Raw genomic sequence first — 18,338 nt, 5'->3', positions numbered from 1 at the left:
TCCGTAATATTATTTCCAGTCTGGGTGTCGTTTCAATTCCTTTTCCAAGGCAGTTTTAATATCAGCCTGTTCGGTAGTAAGCGAATCTAAAAACAAGGGATTCTTCTCCAATAGATCGTTGCTCAAGTGATAAAAAGTACTGTCCGGGTACAATTTATAATCCAACGAGCGTACAAATTGATTTCGGTAACGGTTTACATTTTTACCCCATTGCGGGTCATAATGAACAAATGCGGTTTCCCTTGGTGTATATGCCCCTCCGGTCAATAATGGATAAAAGCTTTTCCCATCGGAATTGACATCTGCCTTGACCATGTCTCCAAATGTTGGGAAAAAATCACTGAATTCTATTAGTTCATTAAAAACTACACCTTCTTTGATTTGAGAGGGCCAATAGGCTACTAGGGGCACATGGGTACCTGCATCTATGGTGTTTCCTTTGGCTCCTTGAACAGCGCCTTCCACCAGTTGTGATGTAATGGAGGGATGGGTGCCATTGTCCCCTGTGAAAATAATCAGCGTATTTTCATCCAGTTGTAATTCTTCGAGTTTACGAACAATCTTGCCTACAATCTTGTCGGTATAGGCGACCATGTCCTTAAAATAGGTGGTGTCGTTCTTATATCGGTTTTCAGAATCGCTCCAATTCTGGGAATCCGGAGTGGGAACAAAAGGGTCATGGACCAAGACCATGGGGTAGTATACAAAGAAGGGTTGGTCCTTTTTCCGTTCGATAAAATCCAAAATATAATTGGAAAAAATGTCCGGGCCATAATCATCCGAATTGCGTTCCAAGATTTGACCATTTTGTTCAATCAAGGGGTCGGCATAACGACCACCTTCACTTCTTGGTTTGGTCAATTGCCAAAGGCAGTACTCGTCAAATCCAAATTTGTTGGGTCTGGTATTGTCATTCCAATCCGATATGATGTCCTTATAGGACAAGCCGTTCAATTGCCACTTTCCAGCAATACAGGTTTCGTATCCTGCATCTTGCATCAAGTTTCCAAAAGTATATTCGGAAAGGTTTAAATGTCCAAAATGATCGTAATTGCGGTAGTTGTATTTGCCTGTCATGATCTTCACCCTTGAAGGGGTGCATAGAGGCTGGGAAACACAATTGGCAAAACGGATTCCCTGTGAGGCCAGTTGGTCGATATTGGGGGTTTTATAGGAGTTGGAACCATAGGCCCCAATGCATTCGTATCCCATGTCGTCGGCCATAATAAGAATCACGTTGGGCATCTTGGTGCTCTTTTCCTTGGTACAGGAAGCTACCCATACGGCGAGCAGCAGGATTAAGAGGTTGAATTTGGTTTTCATGGTGGTCGGAATGGTTATAATCTCTTGTAATGAAATCGGATTGGTCCTTTTTCAAACATAGGTGTTGGCAAAATCATAAATGTAATGGAAAAATACCTTGGAATCAATGGATTGAGGTATTTATGGGGCCACAGTTACAATATCAGTTGTCTGTCCTGTTCCGCCAAGGGTAAAAAGCTGACATCCAAATAGCCTCCACTGGCATTATCATCACTTACTATTTGAGGTTTCCCTTTAATGGCTTCCAAGGAATTTTGATGGATGTGACCCGTAAATATGCCCAAGAGGTTAGGGGCATTGAAAACCTCCTTGTGAAAGTTGAGCGTGGTGGCGGTATGTCCTTCTTCCGGCCATTTGGGACGCCGTTCCAATTTAAAATTCCGGTCAGTGGCCGCTCCCCAATTTGGATTGCCACATCCAAAGGAAATACTCTTTCCGGGCGCATATAATGGAATATGTACCAATAAGACCAGAGGGACCCCACTGGCTACGTGCTCCTTAAAAAAATCCAATTGCTCCTGGTTGATTTGATAGGTGGAATTATCGATGGCCAAAAATCGCACGCCTTTGAGGTCATAAGCGGCCATCAATGGATGGTTTCCTTGGTATAAGGGCAATAATCGTTTCTGGATCCAGGTATCGCGCAAATCTTCCAAAGGGCCTTCCATGCCCTCGTAGTGCCAATCATGGTTCCCGGCAATGTAGATGTAGGGAATGTCCGTTTCCTCCAATTTTGACAATACCCACTCAATGGCGGCTTCGGAGGGGAAGCTGAAAATATCCCCGACCAAGGTAATCACATCGGCATTGACTTTTTTGGCGAAAGCAAGGGTTTCTTCAAAGGCTTCTTCAGGATTGGTCTGTGCCCGTGTTTTAAAATGTGTGGTCCGGTTGTAGGCTTTGGCCATGCGCCCACTATACTCTTGATAGGGGATTCCCCTGTCATCATCCTTGAATAAATGGGTGTCGGCAATATGGACCACCTTGATGGATTCATGGATGACCTCGGCATAGAAAAAGACCTTTTCCTGTTCCACGGTGGTACAAACCTTTAGGGGTTTGGCGGTTTTCTTCTCCGAAGTATTTGAAAAAGCTTCCGAGGTAAACCCTATCCCCATCAGGGCGGCAGTGGTTTTTTTGAAAAATGGCCTACGTTTCATAAACTATTGTTGGTCAAACACAAAAGCCATATAGGTAAGCCATATCTCTTGACTGCCTTATCCATAACTTTTGGAAGAGCGTGAGCTTAAAAATAATCATTCCCCATTTAAAGTAAAATACTCTTGGGTATCCCCATACTGTAAAATATGATCGAAGGTGGGGTCAAACTCATTACGTAGAAAATCTTCATATGCTCTGTCCTGCAGGTAAATAACGGATTGCCTATATTCCAGTTGGTCAAGAGGTGTAAAATCCGGGTACATGGTATACAACTCATCGGGAATACTTATTTTGGGGTAACTTCCTGCGGGGCTAACCATGCTCCATCCCGTGGAGCTGCAATCGCTCGCGCTCAGTGGAACCGGATCTCCCCAGGAGTCTGTTCTTCGAACATACTCTGTGTTGGTATCAAAATCAAAATCAAATATGTTTTCATTGGTGAAACCAATGTTTGGTATCGCGGGAAGGGAAGTGATATCCGATGTTGGCCCGAATAGATGATAGTGGTAGCGTGCATTATCATCGATTTTCATATCAAAAAAAGTTTTGTAATGGGTAAAGCGGTCCAAAGCACCCAGTGGAATCTGCATGCCATTATTGATATCGTTTACCTCAAGGCAAAAATACCCGGTATTGGTCTTAAAGCTGGTCTCATTCTCATACCCCACCATTTGTAAGGTATAATGTTCATTTTCAGGAATCAAGGGGAAATACGTATAACTGTCATAAGCTTGGAAACTCCCAAAGTCGACGGTTAGATCATTGCCCGCATCGGGGTTTTGGAAAAAGAGATATTTCAAACCTTCCTCTGCATGCAGAATGCTCATCAAATAGGAGGTGTTTTCCCAGTTATTCACACCGGATTTAATCATTTTCGCGTACTCTGTACCATTGGTAGTGAGGCCTCCTCCTGCAAATTCTGGAAGCCTTAGAGTGGATAAATTACCGGCGTTGTTATCTTCTGCATTACCGAAAAAATTATTGAGTATGGGATATTGCTCCGGCATAGAATTCATGCTAGGTACATTCTCTATGGTCAATGTAAAATCCCCCAAATTGTTTGGCGCTGGGCTGCTGGGCAACCTGGTCTGGTATTTTGATTTCACCCAGCTGCTTCCTTTGGGAACGTCAGGATATGATGTTCCATAGCTCCCGGTGCCTTCACAGGATTCCAAGGCTCCTCCCCCTGCATCAAAATAATTGGTTCTGTTTTCAAAAGAGAATATGGTAACGGTAATCTTGTCCGTTAGTTCCGAATCCAGGGCTTCAAATTCCAATACGTCCCCACTTTCATAGGGTTTGTAGTCCAAAAGATTTCCATCGGAGTCGTGCAAGATGATCCAGTTGTCCTGTGTACTTGTATCAAAAAAAGCGGGGTCCGAACTAAATGTAAAATAGACCACCGGCTCTGGTTCGGGTTCCGGCTCCGGTTCGGGTTCGGGGTCTGGAGTTGAGCCAACGGGCTCTTTTTCAATAGGGGATTCTTCCTTGGAGCAGCCAATGGCCAAAAACAAACTGAAAAATAAAAGCAAAAAAACTTTTGGGGCGAGGTTGGATTTTTTATTCATATAACCAATGTAGGGTAAAAATTACATTTTTAATAAAAATTTCTTATGAAATGAAAAAATGCAGCGATATTATTCTTTGACGTCTGGCTTTTCCGTAAAAGGTCGAATCCCAAAAGCAGGATACACTTCTGTAGGATAGTAAAACGTGCCTCCTTTGGATACCAATGAAATGGTCTTGATGTCCTTGATGTTTTCCATAGGATTGCCGGGCACCAAAAAGAAATCGGCCAGTTTTCCGGGTGCTATACTGCCCAGATTGTCCTTTCCGAGGTATTGGGCCATGTCGTAGGTGGCCAGTTTCAATAATTCTGCGGGAGTATAGCCCAATTGTTGGTAGAGCTCCAGTTCGCGGTGCAGGAAGAATGCACCACCCAAATCGGTCCCGGGGACTATGAAAATGCCCTTTTCTTTCATTAGGCTAATGGTCTCCACAATTTTTTGATAGGCCTCCCGATAGGCTTTGTCTTCCTCTTCATCGGCAATCTGAGCCATGGCGACTTTAAAGCCGCGCTGCTCATTGGGGGGTAAATGGTCTATAAAATCCTTGGTTCCGGGAGAAATCTCGCCGTTTCGGGATAGCATCAACAATTCATGGATGGCCAAGGTGGGATCTATGGCCGTGTTGTTGGCCACAAAAAGGTCCAAGGTTTCCTGTACCTTGGGACTGTTCAAATCCAACTCGGGGAAGCGTTTCATGGCCGTGAGGCGTAATAGGGTACGAGTGTCCTCATCTGGCTCCAATACCCAACCCAACATGGTTTGGTTAATGTGGGTCATTTCATCAAAACCTGCCCTGAGCATGGCATTTGCGTTGGAGAAGGCAGGTACGTGTCCCGTAACGAACATACCTTTGTCATGCGCCTTTTTGACGATTTCAGGAGCCCAATCCCCGTTCATGCTATTGTATAGTTTTATCCCATAAAAGCCCAAGCTGTCATAGGTGTCCACGGCGGCCAAGGCTTCTTCCTTGCTTTCCACCAAAATACCATTGTTACTGTTGTAGGGGCTTTTCCCCTCAATGAAGCCGAGACGTGTAACCCTTGGTCCGGCCAGCACTCCGGATTCTATTTTTTCAATAAGGTTGCTCAGGACTTCGGTATCGTTCCCCATATCCCTGAAGGAAGTGACCCCGGCCAAAATATTCAGCAGGGCATCGTCGTCCCCGGTATGGGCGTGCATTTCAAAAAGGCCGGACACCAAGGTACCTCCGTTACCATCAATTTCAACCTCACCCTCACTACCTTGGGCATCTGGAGCCTCAATGGCGGAAATCTGTTCGCCATTGACCACTACGGAAACTGGTTCGGTCAGGGCCAAAGCTTCGGGGTCAAAAATGCGGACATTGCGTATGCGTACTTTTCCATCATACTTGTGGGCAAACTCTTTTTGTATGTTTTCGTAACGATCGGCGGAATAGTTTTCGGAGAGTTCCCGCATATCTTTTTCCACGGCCTCATATCCTTCCCGGATGGCAATGTATCTGGGGGTGATGTAGGCAAAGAAGCGTTGCGCATCATCCAATATAAAATAGGAAGGGTCCAACCCTGCGCCGGATAGGGCATAAGAGGTCAAAGCCAATTCACCTTCACCTGAAGGGTTGGGAACACTTAAGGTTTCCATCTCCTGCAAGGTCAGTTGACCTGCTGGAAGTACCTCCAATGTATTTTCTGGGGCCTGGAGCAGTACCCGGGCCGTCAAAGCATCCCCATACGGACTTCCAAATTGGTTCACATATAGTTTTGGGGTCTCTGTAGTTGCACTCCCTGAGCCTGTGGCATCGGTCCATGAGGCATTTTGACCTTCTAGATTGTATTCCTCATCAACAGCATTCCCAAAAGTGGTATTTCCGGTAATGTTCCAGTGAACCGGGAAGCCATCTGCGTTGAGCACTATGGTTTCTTTCATGGTCGGTCCGCGTCCATTGTTCTTGTAGTCATAATCAATATGAATGGTATCTCCCGAAATGTGGGTTTCAAGATGTCCAACCTTGTTTTCACCTACAATTACGGTGTAGGTTTCATCACCTTGAAAATGGGTCAAGGAAGCGGGTGAGGCTTCTTTTTTACAGGAATAGGTGGCCAGAACAATAAGGCCCAAGAACAGCAAACGGAATTTCATACAGGTTGATTTTTAGTATTGGGTTTAAGGTATGGATTTTTATGGAATGATATGTTTGTAAAGAATTAAAAACAAAGTGGTTGAATAAATCAATTTTTAAAAAGACGATAAAAAAGATAGGGTCCTATGGCCAAGGCGATGGGAATCAGGACCCATATACGTCCTTTCCAGAGGTGATAATCATGTAACAGGGTTTCCCAGGAATTTCCTCGTAACCTGCCAAAGCCAAACTCAAAAATAAGGGTGAGCACCATCCAAAAGAGACCAAGCCAAAGGGCCTGTGTTGAGGATTCTGGCGGAAACGTTTTCACCATAAAGGCCATGCTGGCGGCAAATAGGATAAGGAGTGTAACCGTGGACAATTGATGGGCGGCCAGTTCACCAAAGTACTTTTTAAATACAAATTCCCTGAGGGTTCCGTTCAGAATGGCCAAAATCAACATGGGAAACCATGCCAAGAAGTATTTCAAGAAAATGTTCACAGGATCACCGGTTACAAGGTTGCATGGGATTCTTTGATGATGTGCTTAAAGATAGCGAAAAAACAAATCACTGGCCCTGCATGTCCCGATTAAAGGCTTAGTGATAAATCAAAAGTGTCGGGGCTTGGGCGGTTAAAAGGTAAGTGATTGTTTATGGGATACTTGTGTTTTAGTTAGACGTTGGTATTGTTCCAAATGAGGAGGATTGGCGTTCAAACCTAATCAGTTCCGCATTATAATCTATGGTTACTTTAAAATATTGTAGTGCAGAACCTCCAATAGCGCCTTTGACCACTTTGTCCATTGAACGGATCATCCCTTCTGACCAATTTTCGTCCGGACGTTTGGCAAATAGTACGGGCCCAACCGTATATTCGCCAATGGTAATGGAAGGGACTTCTATGATATCTCTTGACAGATCGGACTTTGGATAGATTTTCCAATCTGGGTGCTTTTCCTTCCACTCTTCAAATAGGGAAGCAGCAATGAATGAACCTCCAAGGGTTTCTTTTGACGTGTTGAACAAGCGTTGCCCATCTTCTGAAAGCACAAATGAGGCTCCAGTATCAAACAAGACGTCGATGGATTCACCTGCAACTTCAATGGTCATGCTTGGGTGTCCGTAAACAGAAACATGCTTACTGTTCTTCTTGAATCCCAAGGACTGGACATTCGGGTTGTTGGACTCACTTTTTTTGAGAGGTGTGTTAAGCCAAATTTTTTGGGTGATATAATCGAAGGTCCAAGATTTGCCCACAAAAAAGTTTTGTCCCAAAAAAGCTCCCATTTGAGGCATTTTTTCTGTAATCATTCCTAGTTCTTCGTTTTCCGGTGGTATTACTAAATAGGGTTGCTTGATTTGTGCAAAAGGTTTTCGCAGTACAAAATTTGGCATAGGAGAGGGTTTTGGGAAGTGTAAATCTGGAACCATGTCCTTGAACAGAATATAGTCAACGGGCATGAAACCTTTTAATATTCCAGTTTTCACCAATGGTTTTACTGCAGGATTATCTTTCTTGGCAGGCATCAACATTGATAGTCCGCCACCGGTATCACAAAAGCCTAAAATCGTGTCCCCGCCAATAGTAGGGATTTTGGCAAAAAAGCGTTCCCCATCCAGAAATCGGGAAGGCACCAGATAAGGGGTTGCTGTCAAATCTTCGTTTGGATGGAAATTGGCCATTTCCATGGCCTTTTGATTTAATTTTTTCACAATGAAAAAATGGGCTGCCAGTATCAACAAAAAAGAGCCGAGACCAATCAACACATACTTTAAAACCTTTTTCATGCTGTTTCAGTTTTATGATTTTTAAAGCCCTTAAAGAGCAGACTCAAGCCTCAATCAAGACCATGGAAATTACCGGTGTCTTGAACACGATGCTTGTGAAACGTATGTAAAGGGGATATGCTGTGCGCTACCGAAAGAATAATATTCGATAAGCCAAACTTATAAAATAAATTACTAACTCCCAATGTACTAGTGATATTTTGCTGGAAAACCTATTTGTTTTCTAAGCAAGGCCATAGTTGATGATTCAAGATTTTTAGATGCAGGACGTGCATCTGTACCATGGTTGCACGGATTCACCTGAAGTGGTTGGGCGCCATATGGAATCCAATATTTTTCGGTCCTTGGCCTCCATGGTTCAACTTCCAACAAATCACTATCTTTGCATCCCTTAATTAAAGGCTTGGTAATGAACAAAAAAATCGCTTTTTACACCTTGGGCTGCAAGCTCAACTTTTCCGAAACTTCCACAATCGCCCGGAGTTTTGAAAAAGAGGATTTTAAGCGTGTGGATTTTTCCGAGGAAGCGGACATCTATGTGATCAATACCTGCTCGGTGACCGAGAATGCGGATAAGCGGTTCAAGACCATTGTAAAGCAGGCCCGGAAGAGCAATCCCGATGCCTTTGTGGCCGCCGTGGGATGCTATGCCCAGTTGAAACCCGAAGAGTTGGCCGCTGTGGATGGCGTGGATTTGGTGTTGGGGGCCACGGAAAAGTTCAAGATCACCGATTACTTGAACGACCTTTCCAAAAACGATAGGGGAGAGGTGCACTCCTGTGAGATAGAAGATGCCGATTTTTATGTGGGCAGTTATGCCATTGGCGACCGCACCCGGGCCTTTTTAAAGGTGCAAGACGGATGCGACTACAAATGCACCTATTGCACCATTCCATTGGCAAGGGGTATATCGCGGAGTGACACTTTAGAAAATGTGCTACACAATGCCCGCGAAATTGCCTCAAAGGATATCAAGGAGATTGTTCTGACCGGGGTCAACATCGGGGATTATGGTAAAGGGGAATTCGGCAATAAAAAGCACGAGCATACCTTTTTGGATTTGGTGAAGGCCTTGGATACCATTGATGGTATCCACCGTTTGCGCATTTCTTCCATTGAGCCCAACCTATTGAAGAACGAGACCATTGATTTTGTGTCCCAAAGCGATACGTTCGTCCCCCATTTTCATATTCCCCTGCAAAGCGGAAGCGATGAAATCTTAAAACTGATGCGCCGCAGATACCTGTCCAACCTCTACGTGGATCGGGTGAAACGCATTAAGGAAACCATGCCCCATGCCTGTATTGGGGTGGATGTAATTGTTGGTTTTCCTGGGGAGACTGATGAACATTTTCTGGAAACCTATCATTTCCTGAACGAATTGGATATTTCCTATTTGCACGTGTTCACTTATTCGGAAAGGGACAATACCCTGGCGGCGGAAATGGACCATGTGGTGCCCCAAAAAGTGAGGAGCAAGCGAAGTAAGATGCTTCGGGGGTTATCGGTAAAAAAAAGGAGGGCATTCTATGAAAGCCAATTGGGCTCGGTTCGCACTGTTTTGTTTGAAGGAGAGAATAAATCCGGGTACATTCACGGATTTACCGAAAATTACGTAAAGGTCAAGGCTCCTTGGAACCCTGAATTGGTGAATACCTTGCACCAAGTGAAACTTACCCAAATAGATGAGGACGGCCTGGTGCGATTTGAATTTACGCCCCATGCCGTAACGGCATAAAAAAACCTCTCAAAAGCGAGAGGTTTTTAATGTTTTCATACTGGTTTGGTCAGATGCGAATCCCTACGGGCAACATCTCTTTGTACTGTCTGTTTTTCCGTAAAAAACCTGCAATGTGCGGGCTGGTGGGAACTACTCTCAGATTCTGCTCCTGAATGTGGTGCAGAACGGCCTTGATAAAGGCTTCTTTAAAACCATCTTGGGTAATCCCTTCAGGAATCACCAACTTGGTCAAAAATACTTTACGCTCCTGTGAAGAGTACTCAATTTTAGCTAAAATGCCGTCCACTTTGGTCTCAAACTGGCGCAAGAAGCTATTGTCATTGATTTCAATTTCAGTCATATAGTATTGTTTTTAAAATTGACTTGACCTAAATTACCAAAGCGGTAATTGACTATCCCTTTAGAAAAAGCATTATGTCACGTGAGGTTCATTACAAAAGGGGTACAAAATTACTCAAAAAATTGCTAATTTCCTAACCCTTATCGATATTTGGTGCGAAATGCCCGACAATCCCATCCATATCTACCTCATGCCGGGAATGGCTGCCAACCCATCCATTTTTGATGGCCTTCAACTCCCTACTGATACCTTCGTGACGCATACCCTGGAGTGGTTTGTACCGGATAAGGGTATGGACTTTGAGGCCTATGCCGTGAAGATGTGCGGCAAGATTGCACATGATAACCCTGTTCTACTTGGAGTATCCTTTGGAGGGATGTTGGTACAGGAAATGGCACGCCATATCCAGACCCGAAAGGTGATTGCAGTATCCACGGTAAAGACCAAGGATGAATTGCCCAAACGGATGATCTTTGCCAAGTATACCAAAGTCCATAAGCTGCTGCCCACGGGATTGGTGAACAATGTGGAGCTTTTGGCCAAGTACGCCTTTGGGGAAACGGCCACAAAGCGTTTGGACCTCTACAAAAAATACCTTTCGGTTAGGGACAAGACCTATATAGATTGGTCCATAGACCATATTGTGAACTGGGACCAAACCCTACCACCCCAAAATTTGGTGCATATCCACGGCGAAAAGGATGCGGTTTTTCCCATTACCAACATCAAAAATTGCATCACGGTAAAGAACGGAACCCATACCATGATCATCCACCGGGCCAAGTGGTTCAATGAAAATCTCTCCCCAATTATTTTAGAATAAGGCCGTTCTTATAGTATCTTTACTGTAAATTTTATAGAATCTTGGTATGAAACAGATTAAAAATATATTGGCGATTATTGGTTTGGTGGCAGTGGTGAGTACGCTCATATTTGCGGTTCAGACCGATTCAGTGGACACGATTGAAAAGAAGGAAACACCTTCCAATGAGGTCAAGGATTTGGACAAGAATGTGGCCGATACCTATCAAATCAGTGCCATAGAGATTCCAAAGGATTTGAATTTTGCGGGCGAGCCTGTTCCGCAGGAAGACCCAGAGATCATGGAGCGTGTGGACCGCGAGTTTTTGGTGAACACCTATTGGCAGTCCAATGCCCTTTTGATCATGAAACGAGCCAATAAATACTTCCCGATCATTGAGCCCATTCTTAAAAAGAATGGCATCCCGGACGATTTTAAATACTTGGCCGTGGCCGAAAGTGGCTTGGAAAATGTAGTTTCCCCGGCAGGCGCCACCGGCTTTTGGCAAATCATGAAAGGGACCGGTAGGGAATACGGTCTGGAGGTCAACGATAATGTGGATGAGCGGTACCATGTGGAAAAAGCCACCCAAGTGGCCTGTGACTATCTTAAAAAATGGAAAGAACGCTTCGGCACATGGACCCTGACCGCGGCGGCTTACAATGCCGGACCTGGAGGCATCCAAAAATATATGGGCATCCAACAGGTGGATGATTACTACGATTTATTGTTGGGCCAAGAGACCGGACGCTATGTGTTCCGTATTTTGGCCATCAAGGAAATCATCTTTAACCGCGATAAGTATGGTTTCCAATTGGACGAGGAGGACATGTACGAAAAAGTGCCCACCTTTACCGTTGAGGTAGATAGCGCCGTGGCCAGCTGGGCCGATTTTGCCGAGCTTTACGAGATCAACTACAAAGTGCTGAAACGCCATAACCCTTGGTTGCGCGAACCCCATTTGAATAACGCCTCACGTAAAAAGTACACCATTGAAATCCCCAATAAAGGCTACTACCGCGTGGGGAGTGTAGGGAGGTAGGCTACATGGAGCTGTCCAGTTGAAGCAAAATTTCTAGTCACAGATTATATAAAATTCGGAATTCCCATATTCATCTGAAATTCCAAAGTCCAATTTGACTTTTGAAATTTTGTCATCAACTTTTTGGACCAATTTGAAGGAGATTTCAAAATCAAATGGAAGGTTTGTTACATTTTCTGGATAATCCAATCCAAGAACGGGTAATTTTTCGACCAATATCTGTTGGGCACCATAAGCATCCGTAAAATAAAAACGCAAAGCGCCTGGGTAAAAATCAAGAATATATTCCATGGCAGTGACCTTGAGCATGATCTATGTTTTTTGGTAATCGCGTGAAGTAAAAGAAAATCCAAGGGGAAATCCCAATCAATTGACCAATACCCCATTTGGATTGATGGATAGGCATAAAAAGGGAAAAGGTATATGGAAGAATCCTCAACAAAGGTCATCGCCGAGAAGGAGTATAAAGCTACAAAGCGACAAGGCTTTTTAAAAACCACCTCATAGGTCTAGGTATAATGGGATTTAATACATTTTAGGATTTGTTGGGGATTGCAATTCTTTTTTTATTTCATCAATGCAGCGTTTTGCCCAATCCGCATAATTCTTATGTATAGCTTTGTCAGGTCTGAAATACCAGTCTAAAAAAGCTTTGCTTTCAGATGGGAACCGTTGGTAATCCCATGCCCCGTCATCGGACCATAGAAGTCCATTGGTCAACTCGGCTACAGACAAGCTGATCAGGCCATAGCTGACAGCAATAATTCCAGGTTGCCCGGCAGAGCGTCTAAAACTCCAAATTCTATCCAATAACTTTGCTTTTTCAAGCTTCTCCTTGATATTGTCAATTGCCATATTGTTCAATTCTAAACCTTCAAGCTTCCACCAAGGGTTTTCTATCTCAATTTCGTTGTCCTTTAGGTGTTCACAATAAGCATCTGTCCCCCCAATTACACCTTCAATGTTAAACCACGCATAGGTATTGTCTTCCCACTCGAATTTGTCGCTGGGCAGAATATTGGTCACATACCTTTCATCGTTGTCGTAAAGGTTTACTTTCAGGATAATCTTTTGTGTTATCCCTATTGAAAACAAGAAATCATTAATATGCTTTTCTGCTGTTTCAATGACTTGCCCGAATGAGATATCAATTGAATCAACTGGAATTATGTCAATTGTGGTACTCATTTCTATAAGCGATAATTTGGCCTTAATGAACAGTGTTGATTACTGAAACAAATTCAGTACGGGAAATTAAAATAGGTAGATAAAAAGTGTAGACCACAGGTCAATTGACCAATACCCCATTTGGATTGACGAATGGTTATAAAAGGGGAAAAGGTATAGGGAAGAATACCAAATAAGGCATGGATGGTAAGGCTGTTTCGGTTGAGGGGGTAGTACATGTTATAGTGGGGCGAAAATTATGAAATGGAAAAATGAATAATGCTTACCTATTGTTGGATAAGGTAAGTTTAGTTGATTCCAATAGAAAACATGATTAAATTTTATCTTCTACCACTAAGGTCTTCGAAATTACATCATGCCAAGCTTTTGCATTCCCACCCAAGACAAGTGAAAATGTTTCAAAAGGTATCCACCTGCAAAAGTATCTGACCATTGAAGTCCTAAAGTCAATATTCTTGCCGGATAAATCAACGACTCTTGTTTTAGTGAAGTGTTTTCCCACTGTTTTTCCTAAAAAAAACTCCATTAATATATAATATCCGGCAGAAGTAAGAATAAGAATCAATTCTTCGGGGATATATATGTTTATATACAACTTTTGTGTTTCCTGAATGACAAATGCCAATAGAAAACAAAACATTGTATCGATCAGATAATTGAAAAATCTTTTTTTCTTGGAAGCTTCTACAATTTGTATTGAATTGGAAATATTTGAGTGGGGTATTTTCATTTTAAAATAAGTTTTTATTCACTCCTACTGAGGAATGAAGAAATGACTTATTCAAGAATAAAATCGGAATGAATTGACCAATACCCCATTTGGATTGACGGATGGCCCATCCCAACGAAAAAAGAAAATAAAAAAAGAAATAAAGAACCGCTAGATCTTCTTCATCTGCTGTTGCATCATCTTGATCTGCTCTGTAAGCATGTTGTTCTTGTCCAGCTTTTTGGCTTCTTGCAACAATTGGGTGGCCTCACGCTTTCTGCGCTTTTGCATGGCAATGCCCGCCAGGCTCAATTTGGCCATGGCCACGTCGTAATCCATGGTCAGCCCCAGTTTTAGGGCCTTTTTAAAGTATTTTTCGGCCTGGGTAAGGTTCTTTTGCGAAAAGATGATCCCGTGCAGGTAGTTAAAGTATCCCTGCTGCTTTTTGATCAAGGCCGCTTCGGGGTTCTTGATCTTGTCCAACCACTTTTGGGTACCCTCCAAATCCTGTTTGCGCATGCGCAAGAAGGCCAAAAGGATAAACTCGTTCCTAAAGTACAGAAAGATGAATACCGAGGAGAGCAGGATCAATGAAATGCCATTGCCAATGTTTCCTTCCACAAATTGGTATACGGCATAGGCTATAATGAGACCGGCTATAACGAGCTTAAGATTTTTGTTGAACATATTCCAGTTGATTTTCTTTGGATTAAAAGAGGTGGCAAAAGTAGTAAAAACTAAATTAAATATTTTTGTTCAGGACTTGTCAAAGTAAAAAGTCTTCGTATATTTGCGCCCAGAATTTTTCGGGAAGACAATCTTTCCACCAACACAATCCATTAAAAGAGTTCCGAAATGAAAAGAACGTATCAGCCGTCAAAAAGGAAGAGAAGAAACAAGCATGGTTTTAGGGAGCGCATGGCGACTGCCAATGGTAGAAAAGTTCTTGCGAGAAGAAGAGCCAAGGGAAGAAAGAAGTTAACGGTTTCCTCTGAGCCAAGACATAAAAAATAATGATAGTATTTTAGATTTAAATTAAAGGTGTTACTTTTCTAGGTAACACCTTTTTTTTGACTTGAAACCAAAAACGAGTAACACTTTTTAGAATGCCAAAGAGAAAAGATTTAAAATCCATTTTGATTATCGGTTCTGGCCCTATCATCATCGGCCAGGCATGTGAGTTTGATTATTCTGGTTCCCAAGCCCTTAGGTCACTACGTGAGGATGGGATAGAAACGGTTTTGATCAACAGTAACCCCGCCACCATCATGACGGACCCTTCCATGGCGGACCATGTATACTTGAAACCCCTTACCACGAAATCGATTGTCGAGATTTTAAAGAACCATCCCAATATAGATGCCGTTCTACCCACTATGGGAGGGCAAACAGCTCTGAATTTATGTATTGAGGCCGACGAAAAAGGCATTTGGGAAGACTTTGGTGTGGAGATCATTGGTGTGGACATCGATGCCATCAACATTACCGAAGACCGTGAGAAGTTCAGGGAGTTGATGTTGAAAATAGGTGTGGGTATGCCTCCACAAGCATCGGCCACCTCTTTCCTAAAAGGAAAGGAAATTGCACAAGAGTTTGGCTTCCCCTTGGTGATACGGGCCTCCTTTACCCTTGGAGGGGCTGGGGCAGGTATTGTATATGACCCGGAGGATTTTGACGATATGTTGAGCCACGGTCTGGAAGTATCACCCATCCACGAGGTAATGATCGATAAGGCCCTGATGGGTTGGAAAGAATACGAATTGGAGTTGCTTCGGGACAAGAATGACAACGTGGTGATCATCTGTACCATCGAAAATATGGACCCCATGGGTATCCATACAGGGGACTCCATTACCGTTGCTCCAGCGATGACGTTATCAGACAGAACCTTCCAACGTATGCGGGATATGGCCATCCATATGATGCGCAGTATTGGGGATTTTGCAGGGGGATGTAACGTGCAGTTTGCCGTAAGTCCGGACGAAAAAGAAGATATCATTGCCATTGAGATCAACCCTAGGGTTTCCCGATCATCTGCTTTGGCTTCAAAAGCTACGGGATATCCGATTGCAAAAATTGCAGCCAAATTGGCCATTGGATATACCTTGGATGAATTGGACAACCAGATTACCAAGTCCACATCGGCCTTGTTTGAGCCTACACTGGATTATGTGATCGTAAAGATTCCAAGATGGAACTTTGATAAGTTTGAAGGTTCCGACAGAACCTTGGGACTTCAAATGAAATCCGTAGGAGAGGTCATGGGTATTGGACGTTCCTTCCAGGAAGCCCTGCACAAAGCTACCCAATCCCTCGAAATCAAAAGAAATGGATTGGGAGCCGATGGCAAAGGGAACAAGGATTACGAAACTATAATGGAGAAATTGAGGGTGCCCAGTTGGGACAGGGTTTTCGTGATTTACGATGCCATCCAGCTTGGAATCCCGTTGAAGCGTATCCACGAAATTACCAAGATAGATATGTGGTTCCTGAAACAATATGAGGAATTGCACTACTTGGAGATGGAAATATCAAAGTACACCATAGAAAGCCTGCCCAAATCACTATTGTTGGAAGCGAAGCAGAAAGGTTTTGCCGATAGACAGATTGCCCACATGTTGGATTGTTGGGAAAGTGAAGTGCACAGCAAGCGGATGGATTTGAACATCAATCGGGTGTACAAATTGGTGGATACCTGCGCGGCTGAGTTCAAGGCCGTTACCCCGTATTACTACTCCACTTTTGAGGAAGAGATCGAAACTGCTGACGGCCAACGTTATGTGGCCAACGACAGTGAGGTGACCGATAAAAAGAAGATTGTGGTGCTTGGTTCCGGTCCCAACAGGATTGGACAGGGAATCGAGTTCGATTACTGTTGTGTCCACGGGGTTTTGGCCGCGGCCGAGTGTGGATATGAAACTATCATGATCAACTGTAACCCGGAAACGGTATCCACGGATTTTGATACGGCGGACAAGCTGTACTTTGAGCCTGTTTTTTGGGAACACATTTATGACATCATCTTGCACGAAAAGCCCGAAGGGGTTATTGTTCAATTGGGTGGGCAGACTGCATTGAAACTTGCTGAAAAACTGGACAAATACGGAATCAACATTATAGGTACAAGCTTTGAATCCCTGGATTTGGCCGAAGACAGGGGAAGTTTTTCCACCTTGTTGAAGAACAACGATATTCCTTACCCAAAATTTGGAGTCGCCGAAACAGCCGATGAGGCCTTGGCCCTTGCCGATCAATTGAACTTTCCACTTTTAGTAAGACCTTCCTATGTTTTGGGAGGACAGGGAATGAAGATTGTCATCAATAAAGAAGAATTGGAAGCCCATGTTGTGGATTTGCTGCGAAGCATTCCCAACAACAAACTCCTTTTGGACCACTATTTGGATGGGGCCATAGAAGCGGAGGCCGATGCCATTTGTGATGGGGAGGATGTCTATATCATCGGGATCATGGAACATATAGAGCCCTGTGGTATCCACTCCGGGGATTCCAATGCCACTTTGCCCCCTTTTAACTTAGGGGAATTTGTAATGCAACAGATAAAGGACCATACCAAGAAGATTGCGTTGGCTCTGAATACGGTGGGATTGATCAATATCCAGTTTGCTGTCAAGGATGACATAGTATACATCATTGAGGCCAACCCAAGGGCATCCAGAACAGTACCGTTTATTGCAAAAGCGTATGGGGAACCTTATGTGAATTACGCTACCAAGGTGATGTTGAAGGAAAAGAAGGTGAAAGACTTCGAGTTTAACCCTAAATTGGATGGATACGCCATTAAACAGCCGGTTTTCTCCTTCAACAAGTTCCCGAACGTAAATAAAAATCTTGGGCCTGAAATGAAGAGTACGGGAGAAAGCATACTGTTTATTGATAGCTTAAAAGATGATGAGTTTTACAACCTATATTCTCGTCGTAAAATGTATTTGAGCAAGTAATAGCCCTAACGAATATTACTATTAAAAAAGGCCCTTTTAGGGCCTTTTTTGTTTGGGGTGATCAACTCAGTTTCCCAAGGGTTTTTGGGTACTTATGGCAATTCGGTTCCATGCATTTATGGTAACAATGGCCATAATGACCTGGGAAACATAGCCAGCATCAAATCGGACTATGGCTTTTTCATAGGTTTCTTGGGTAAGTCCTTGGTCATGGACCATGGTAATTTCCTCGGTCATTTTTAGGATGACTTTTTCTTCCTCACTGAATAGATCGGTGTCCCACCAAGCATCCAAGAGAAATAACCTTTTTGGATTTTCCCCCATTTTTAGGGCCGCTTGGGTATGCATGTTGATGCAAAAGGCACAACCATTGAGTTGTGATGCCCTTATTTTGATCAGTTCATAGTGCAATGTGCTCAATTTCCCTTGTTTTAGATAAGCCTCCAAACCAAACATGGCTTTATAGGCCAGAGGTTCGGTTTCGTCAATTTGAATTCGTTGCTCCATTGGTGTTTTGCTTTTGGATTATACGGCTAAGGTATCCAACCCAAAGACCAAAAAACTTAAGCGGGTTTAAGAACGTTTTCCAGTGCAGGGCCGCTTAAAACCTTATGTTG

Annotated in this window: 17 protein-coding genes; 5 read left to right on the top strand and 12 right to left on the bottom strand. The window is 43.4% G+C overall.

Going from position 1 to position 18,338, the window contains the following annotated elements; translation table 11 throughout:
• Positions 1–9 precede the first annotated feature (9 nt).
• The 6 genes from DN53_RS01845 to DN53_RS01820 all read right to left on the bottom strand — a co-directional run bounded on the left by DN53_RS01845 (position 10) and on the right by DN53_RS01820 (position 7,940).
• Positions 10–1,323, bottom strand: coding sequence for a sulfatase family protein (locus DN53_RS01845; RefSeq protein ID WP_207211062.1), 1,314 nt, complete (start codon positions 1,321–1,323; stop codon positions 10–12).
• A 134-nt stretch (positions 1,324–1,457) separates the two neighbouring features.
• Complete coding sequence (locus DN53_RS01840) at positions 1,458–2,483, bottom strand: metallophosphoesterase family protein (RefSeq protein ID WP_129652713.1); 1,026 nt, start codon at positions 2,481–2,483, stop codon at positions 1,458–1,460.
• A gap of 96 nt (positions 2,484–2,579) precedes the next feature.
• Positions 2,580–4,052, bottom strand: a complete 1,473-nt coding sequence (locus DN53_RS01835) for a hypothetical protein (protein ID WP_129652712.1) — start codon at positions 4,050–4,052, stop codon at positions 2,580–2,582.
• Between the two features lie 69 nt (positions 4,053–4,121).
• The gene (locus DN53_RS01830) at positions 4,122–6,170 is read right to left on the bottom strand and encodes an amidohydrolase family protein (protein ID WP_129652711.1); all 2,049 of its coding nucleotides are present in this window, start codon (positions 6,168–6,170) and stop codon (positions 4,122–4,124) included.
• Positions 6,171–6,259: 89 nt separating this feature from the next.
• Positions 6,260–6,652, bottom strand: a complete 393-nt coding sequence (locus DN53_RS01825) for a hypothetical protein (protein WP_207211061.1) — start codon at positions 6,650–6,652, stop codon at positions 6,260–6,262.
• Between the two features lie 169 nt (positions 6,653–6,821).
• Positions 6,822–7,940 (bottom strand): hypothetical protein, encoded by a 1,119-nt coding sequence (locus DN53_RS01820; protein WP_129652710.1) that lies wholly within the window; start codon positions 7,938–7,940, stop codon positions 6,822–6,824.
• A 409-nt stretch (positions 7,941–8,349) separates the two neighbouring features.
• Here DN53_RS01820 and mtaB point away from each other — a divergent pair, with 409 nt between their 5' ends.
• Entirely contained in the window at positions 8,350–9,678 is a 1,329-nt protein-coding gene (mtaB, locus tag DN53_RS01815; protein WP_129652709.1) for a tRNA (N(6)-L-threonylcarbamoyladenosine(37)-C(2))-methylthiotransferase MtaB, read from the top strand.
• A 49-nt stretch (positions 9,679–9,727) separates the two neighbouring features.
• Here the strand turns inward: mtaB and DN53_RS01810 are convergent, their stop codons facing one another.
• Positions 9,728–10,021, bottom strand: a complete 294-nt coding sequence (locus DN53_RS01810; RefSeq protein WP_129652708.1) for a GNAT family N-acetyltransferase — start codon at positions 10,019–10,021, stop codon at positions 9,728–9,730.
• 160 nt (positions 10,022–10,181) lie between these two features.
• Between DN53_RS01810 and DN53_RS01805 the strand changes: the two genes are divergently transcribed.
• Positions 10,182–10,844, top strand: coding sequence for an alpha/beta hydrolase (locus tag DN53_RS01805; RefSeq protein ID WP_129652707.1), 663 nt, complete (start codon positions 10,182–10,184; stop codon positions 10,842–10,844).
• A 46-nt stretch (positions 10,845–10,890) separates the two neighbouring features.
• The gene (locus tag DN53_RS01800) at positions 10,891–11,865 is read left to right on the top strand and encodes a lytic transglycosylase domain-containing protein (protein ID WP_129652706.1); all 975 of its coding nucleotides are present in this window, start codon (positions 10,891–10,893) and stop codon (positions 11,863–11,865) included.
• Between the two features lie 33 nt (positions 11,866–11,898).
• Here DN53_RS01800 and DN53_RS01795 read toward each other — a convergent pair whose 3' ends face one another.
• The 4 genes from DN53_RS01795 to DN53_RS01780 form a co-directional block, all read right to left on the bottom strand.
• Positions 11,899–12,174, bottom strand: a complete 276-nt coding sequence (locus tag DN53_RS01795; protein ID WP_129652705.1) for a hypothetical protein — start codon at positions 12,172–12,174, stop codon at positions 11,899–11,901.
• 216 nt (positions 12,175–12,390) lie between these two features.
• Positions 12,391–13,053: a hypothetical protein gene (locus DN53_RS01790; RefSeq protein WP_129652704.1), complete on the bottom strand. Its 663-nt coding sequence runs from the start codon at positions 13,051–13,053 to the stop codon at positions 12,391–12,393.
• Between the two features lie 313 nt (positions 13,054–13,366).
• Positions 13,367–13,783, bottom strand: a complete 417-nt coding sequence (locus DN53_RS01785) for an RDD family protein (RefSeq protein ID WP_129652703.1) — start codon at positions 13,781–13,783, stop codon at positions 13,367–13,369.
• A 150-nt stretch (positions 13,784–13,933) separates the two neighbouring features.
• A complete protein-coding gene (locus DN53_RS01780; protein ID WP_129652702.1) occupies positions 13,934–14,449 on the bottom strand; it encodes a DUF2892 domain-containing protein in 516 nt (171 codons plus the stop codon).
• A 168-nt stretch (positions 14,450–14,617) separates the two neighbouring features.
• On the opposite strand from DN53_RS01780, the gene rpmH reads away from it, so the two are divergent.
• Both rpmH and carB read left to right on the top strand, forming a co-directional pair.
• Positions 14,618–14,776 carry a 50S ribosomal protein L34 gene (gene rpmH, locus DN53_RS01775; RefSeq protein WP_082433296.1) on the top strand — a complete coding sequence of 53 codons (159 nt, stop codon included), beginning with the start codon at positions 14,618–14,620 and terminating at the stop codon, positions 14,774–14,776.
• Between the two features lie 92 nt (positions 14,777–14,868).
• Positions 14,869–17,721, top strand: coding sequence for a carbamoyl-phosphate synthase large subunit (carB, locus tag DN53_RS01770; protein WP_129652701.1), 2,853 nt, complete (start codon positions 14,869–14,871; stop codon positions 17,719–17,721).
• A gap of 66 nt (positions 17,722–17,787) precedes the next feature.
• On the opposite strand, the gene DN53_RS01765 is transcribed toward carB, so the two are convergent.
• Entirely contained in the window at positions 17,788–18,228 is a 441-nt protein-coding gene (locus DN53_RS01765) for a carboxymuconolactone decarboxylase family protein (protein ID WP_129652700.1), read from the bottom strand.
• Positions 18,229–18,338 lie beyond the last annotated feature (110 nt).

The sequence above is a fragment of the Flagellimonas olearia genome (genome assembly GCF_004150225.1).
GTDB classification, from domain to species: domain Bacteria; phylum Bacteroidota; class Bacteroidia; order Flavobacteriales; family Flavobacteriaceae; genus Flagellimonas; species Flagellimonas olearia.
The sequence above is the reverse complement of the archived record's forward strand: the minus strand, read 5'-3'. Positions and strand labels throughout refer to the sequence as shown.

Bases quoted from the DNA above. Each gene is read 5' to 3' on its own strand.
- DN53_RS01845 (WP_207211062.1), bottom strand. From the start codon at position 1,323: ATGAAAACCAAATTCAACCTCTTAATCCTGCTGCTCGCCGTATGGGTA.
- DN53_RS01840 (WP_129652713.1), bottom strand. From the start codon at position 2,483: ATGAAACGTAGGCCATTTTTCAAAAAAACCACTGCCGCCCTGATGGGG.
- DN53_RS01835 (WP_129652712.1), bottom strand. From the start codon at position 4,052: ATGAATAAAAAATCCAACCTCGCCCCAAAAGTTTTTTTGCTTTTATTT.
- DN53_RS01830 (WP_129652711.1), bottom strand. From the start codon at position 6,170: ATGAAATTCCGTTTGCTGTTCTTGGGCCTTATTGTTCTGGCCACCTAT.
- DN53_RS01820 (WP_129652710.1), bottom strand. From the start codon at position 7,940: ATGAAAAAGGTTTTAAAGTATGTGTTGATTGGTCTCGGCTCTTTTTTG.
- mtaB (WP_129652709.1), top strand. From the start codon at position 8,350: ATGAACAAAAAAATCGCTTTTTACACCTTGGGCTGCAAGCTCAACTTT.
- DN53_RS01810 (WP_129652708.1), bottom strand. From the start codon at position 10,021: ATGACTGAAATTGAAATCAATGACAATAGCTTCTTGCGCCAGTTTGAG.
- DN53_RS01805 (WP_129652707.1), top strand. From the start codon at position 10,182: ATGCCCGACAATCCCATCCATATCTACCTCATGCCGGGAATGGCTGCC.
- DN53_RS01800 (WP_129652706.1), top strand. From the start codon at position 10,891: ATGAAACAGATTAAAAATATATTGGCGATTATTGGTTTGGTGGCAGTG.
- DN53_RS01795 (WP_129652705.1), bottom strand. From the start codon at position 12,174: ATGCTCAAGGTCACTGCCATGGAATATATTCTTGATTTTTACCCAGGC.
- DN53_RS01790 (WP_129652704.1), bottom strand. From the start codon at position 13,053: ATGAGTACCACAATTGACATAATTCCAGTTGATTCAATTGATATCTCA.
- DN53_RS01785 (WP_129652703.1), bottom strand. From the start codon at position 13,783: ATGAAAATACCCCACTCAAATATTTCCAATTCAATACAAATTGTAGAA.
- DN53_RS01780 (WP_129652702.1), bottom strand. From the start codon at position 14,449: ATGTTCAACAAAAATCTTAAGCTCGTTATAGCCGGTCTCATTATAGCC.
- rpmH (WP_082433296.1), top strand. From the start codon at position 14,618: ATGAAAAGAACGTATCAGCCGTCAAAAAGGAAGAGAAGAAACAAGCAT.
- carB (WP_129652701.1), top strand. From the start codon at position 14,869: ATGCCAAAGAGAAAAGATTTAAAATCCATTTTGATTATCGGTTCTGGC.
- DN53_RS01765 (WP_129652700.1), bottom strand. From the start codon at position 18,228: ATGGAGCAACGAATTCAAATTGACGAAACCGAACCTCTGGCCTATAAA.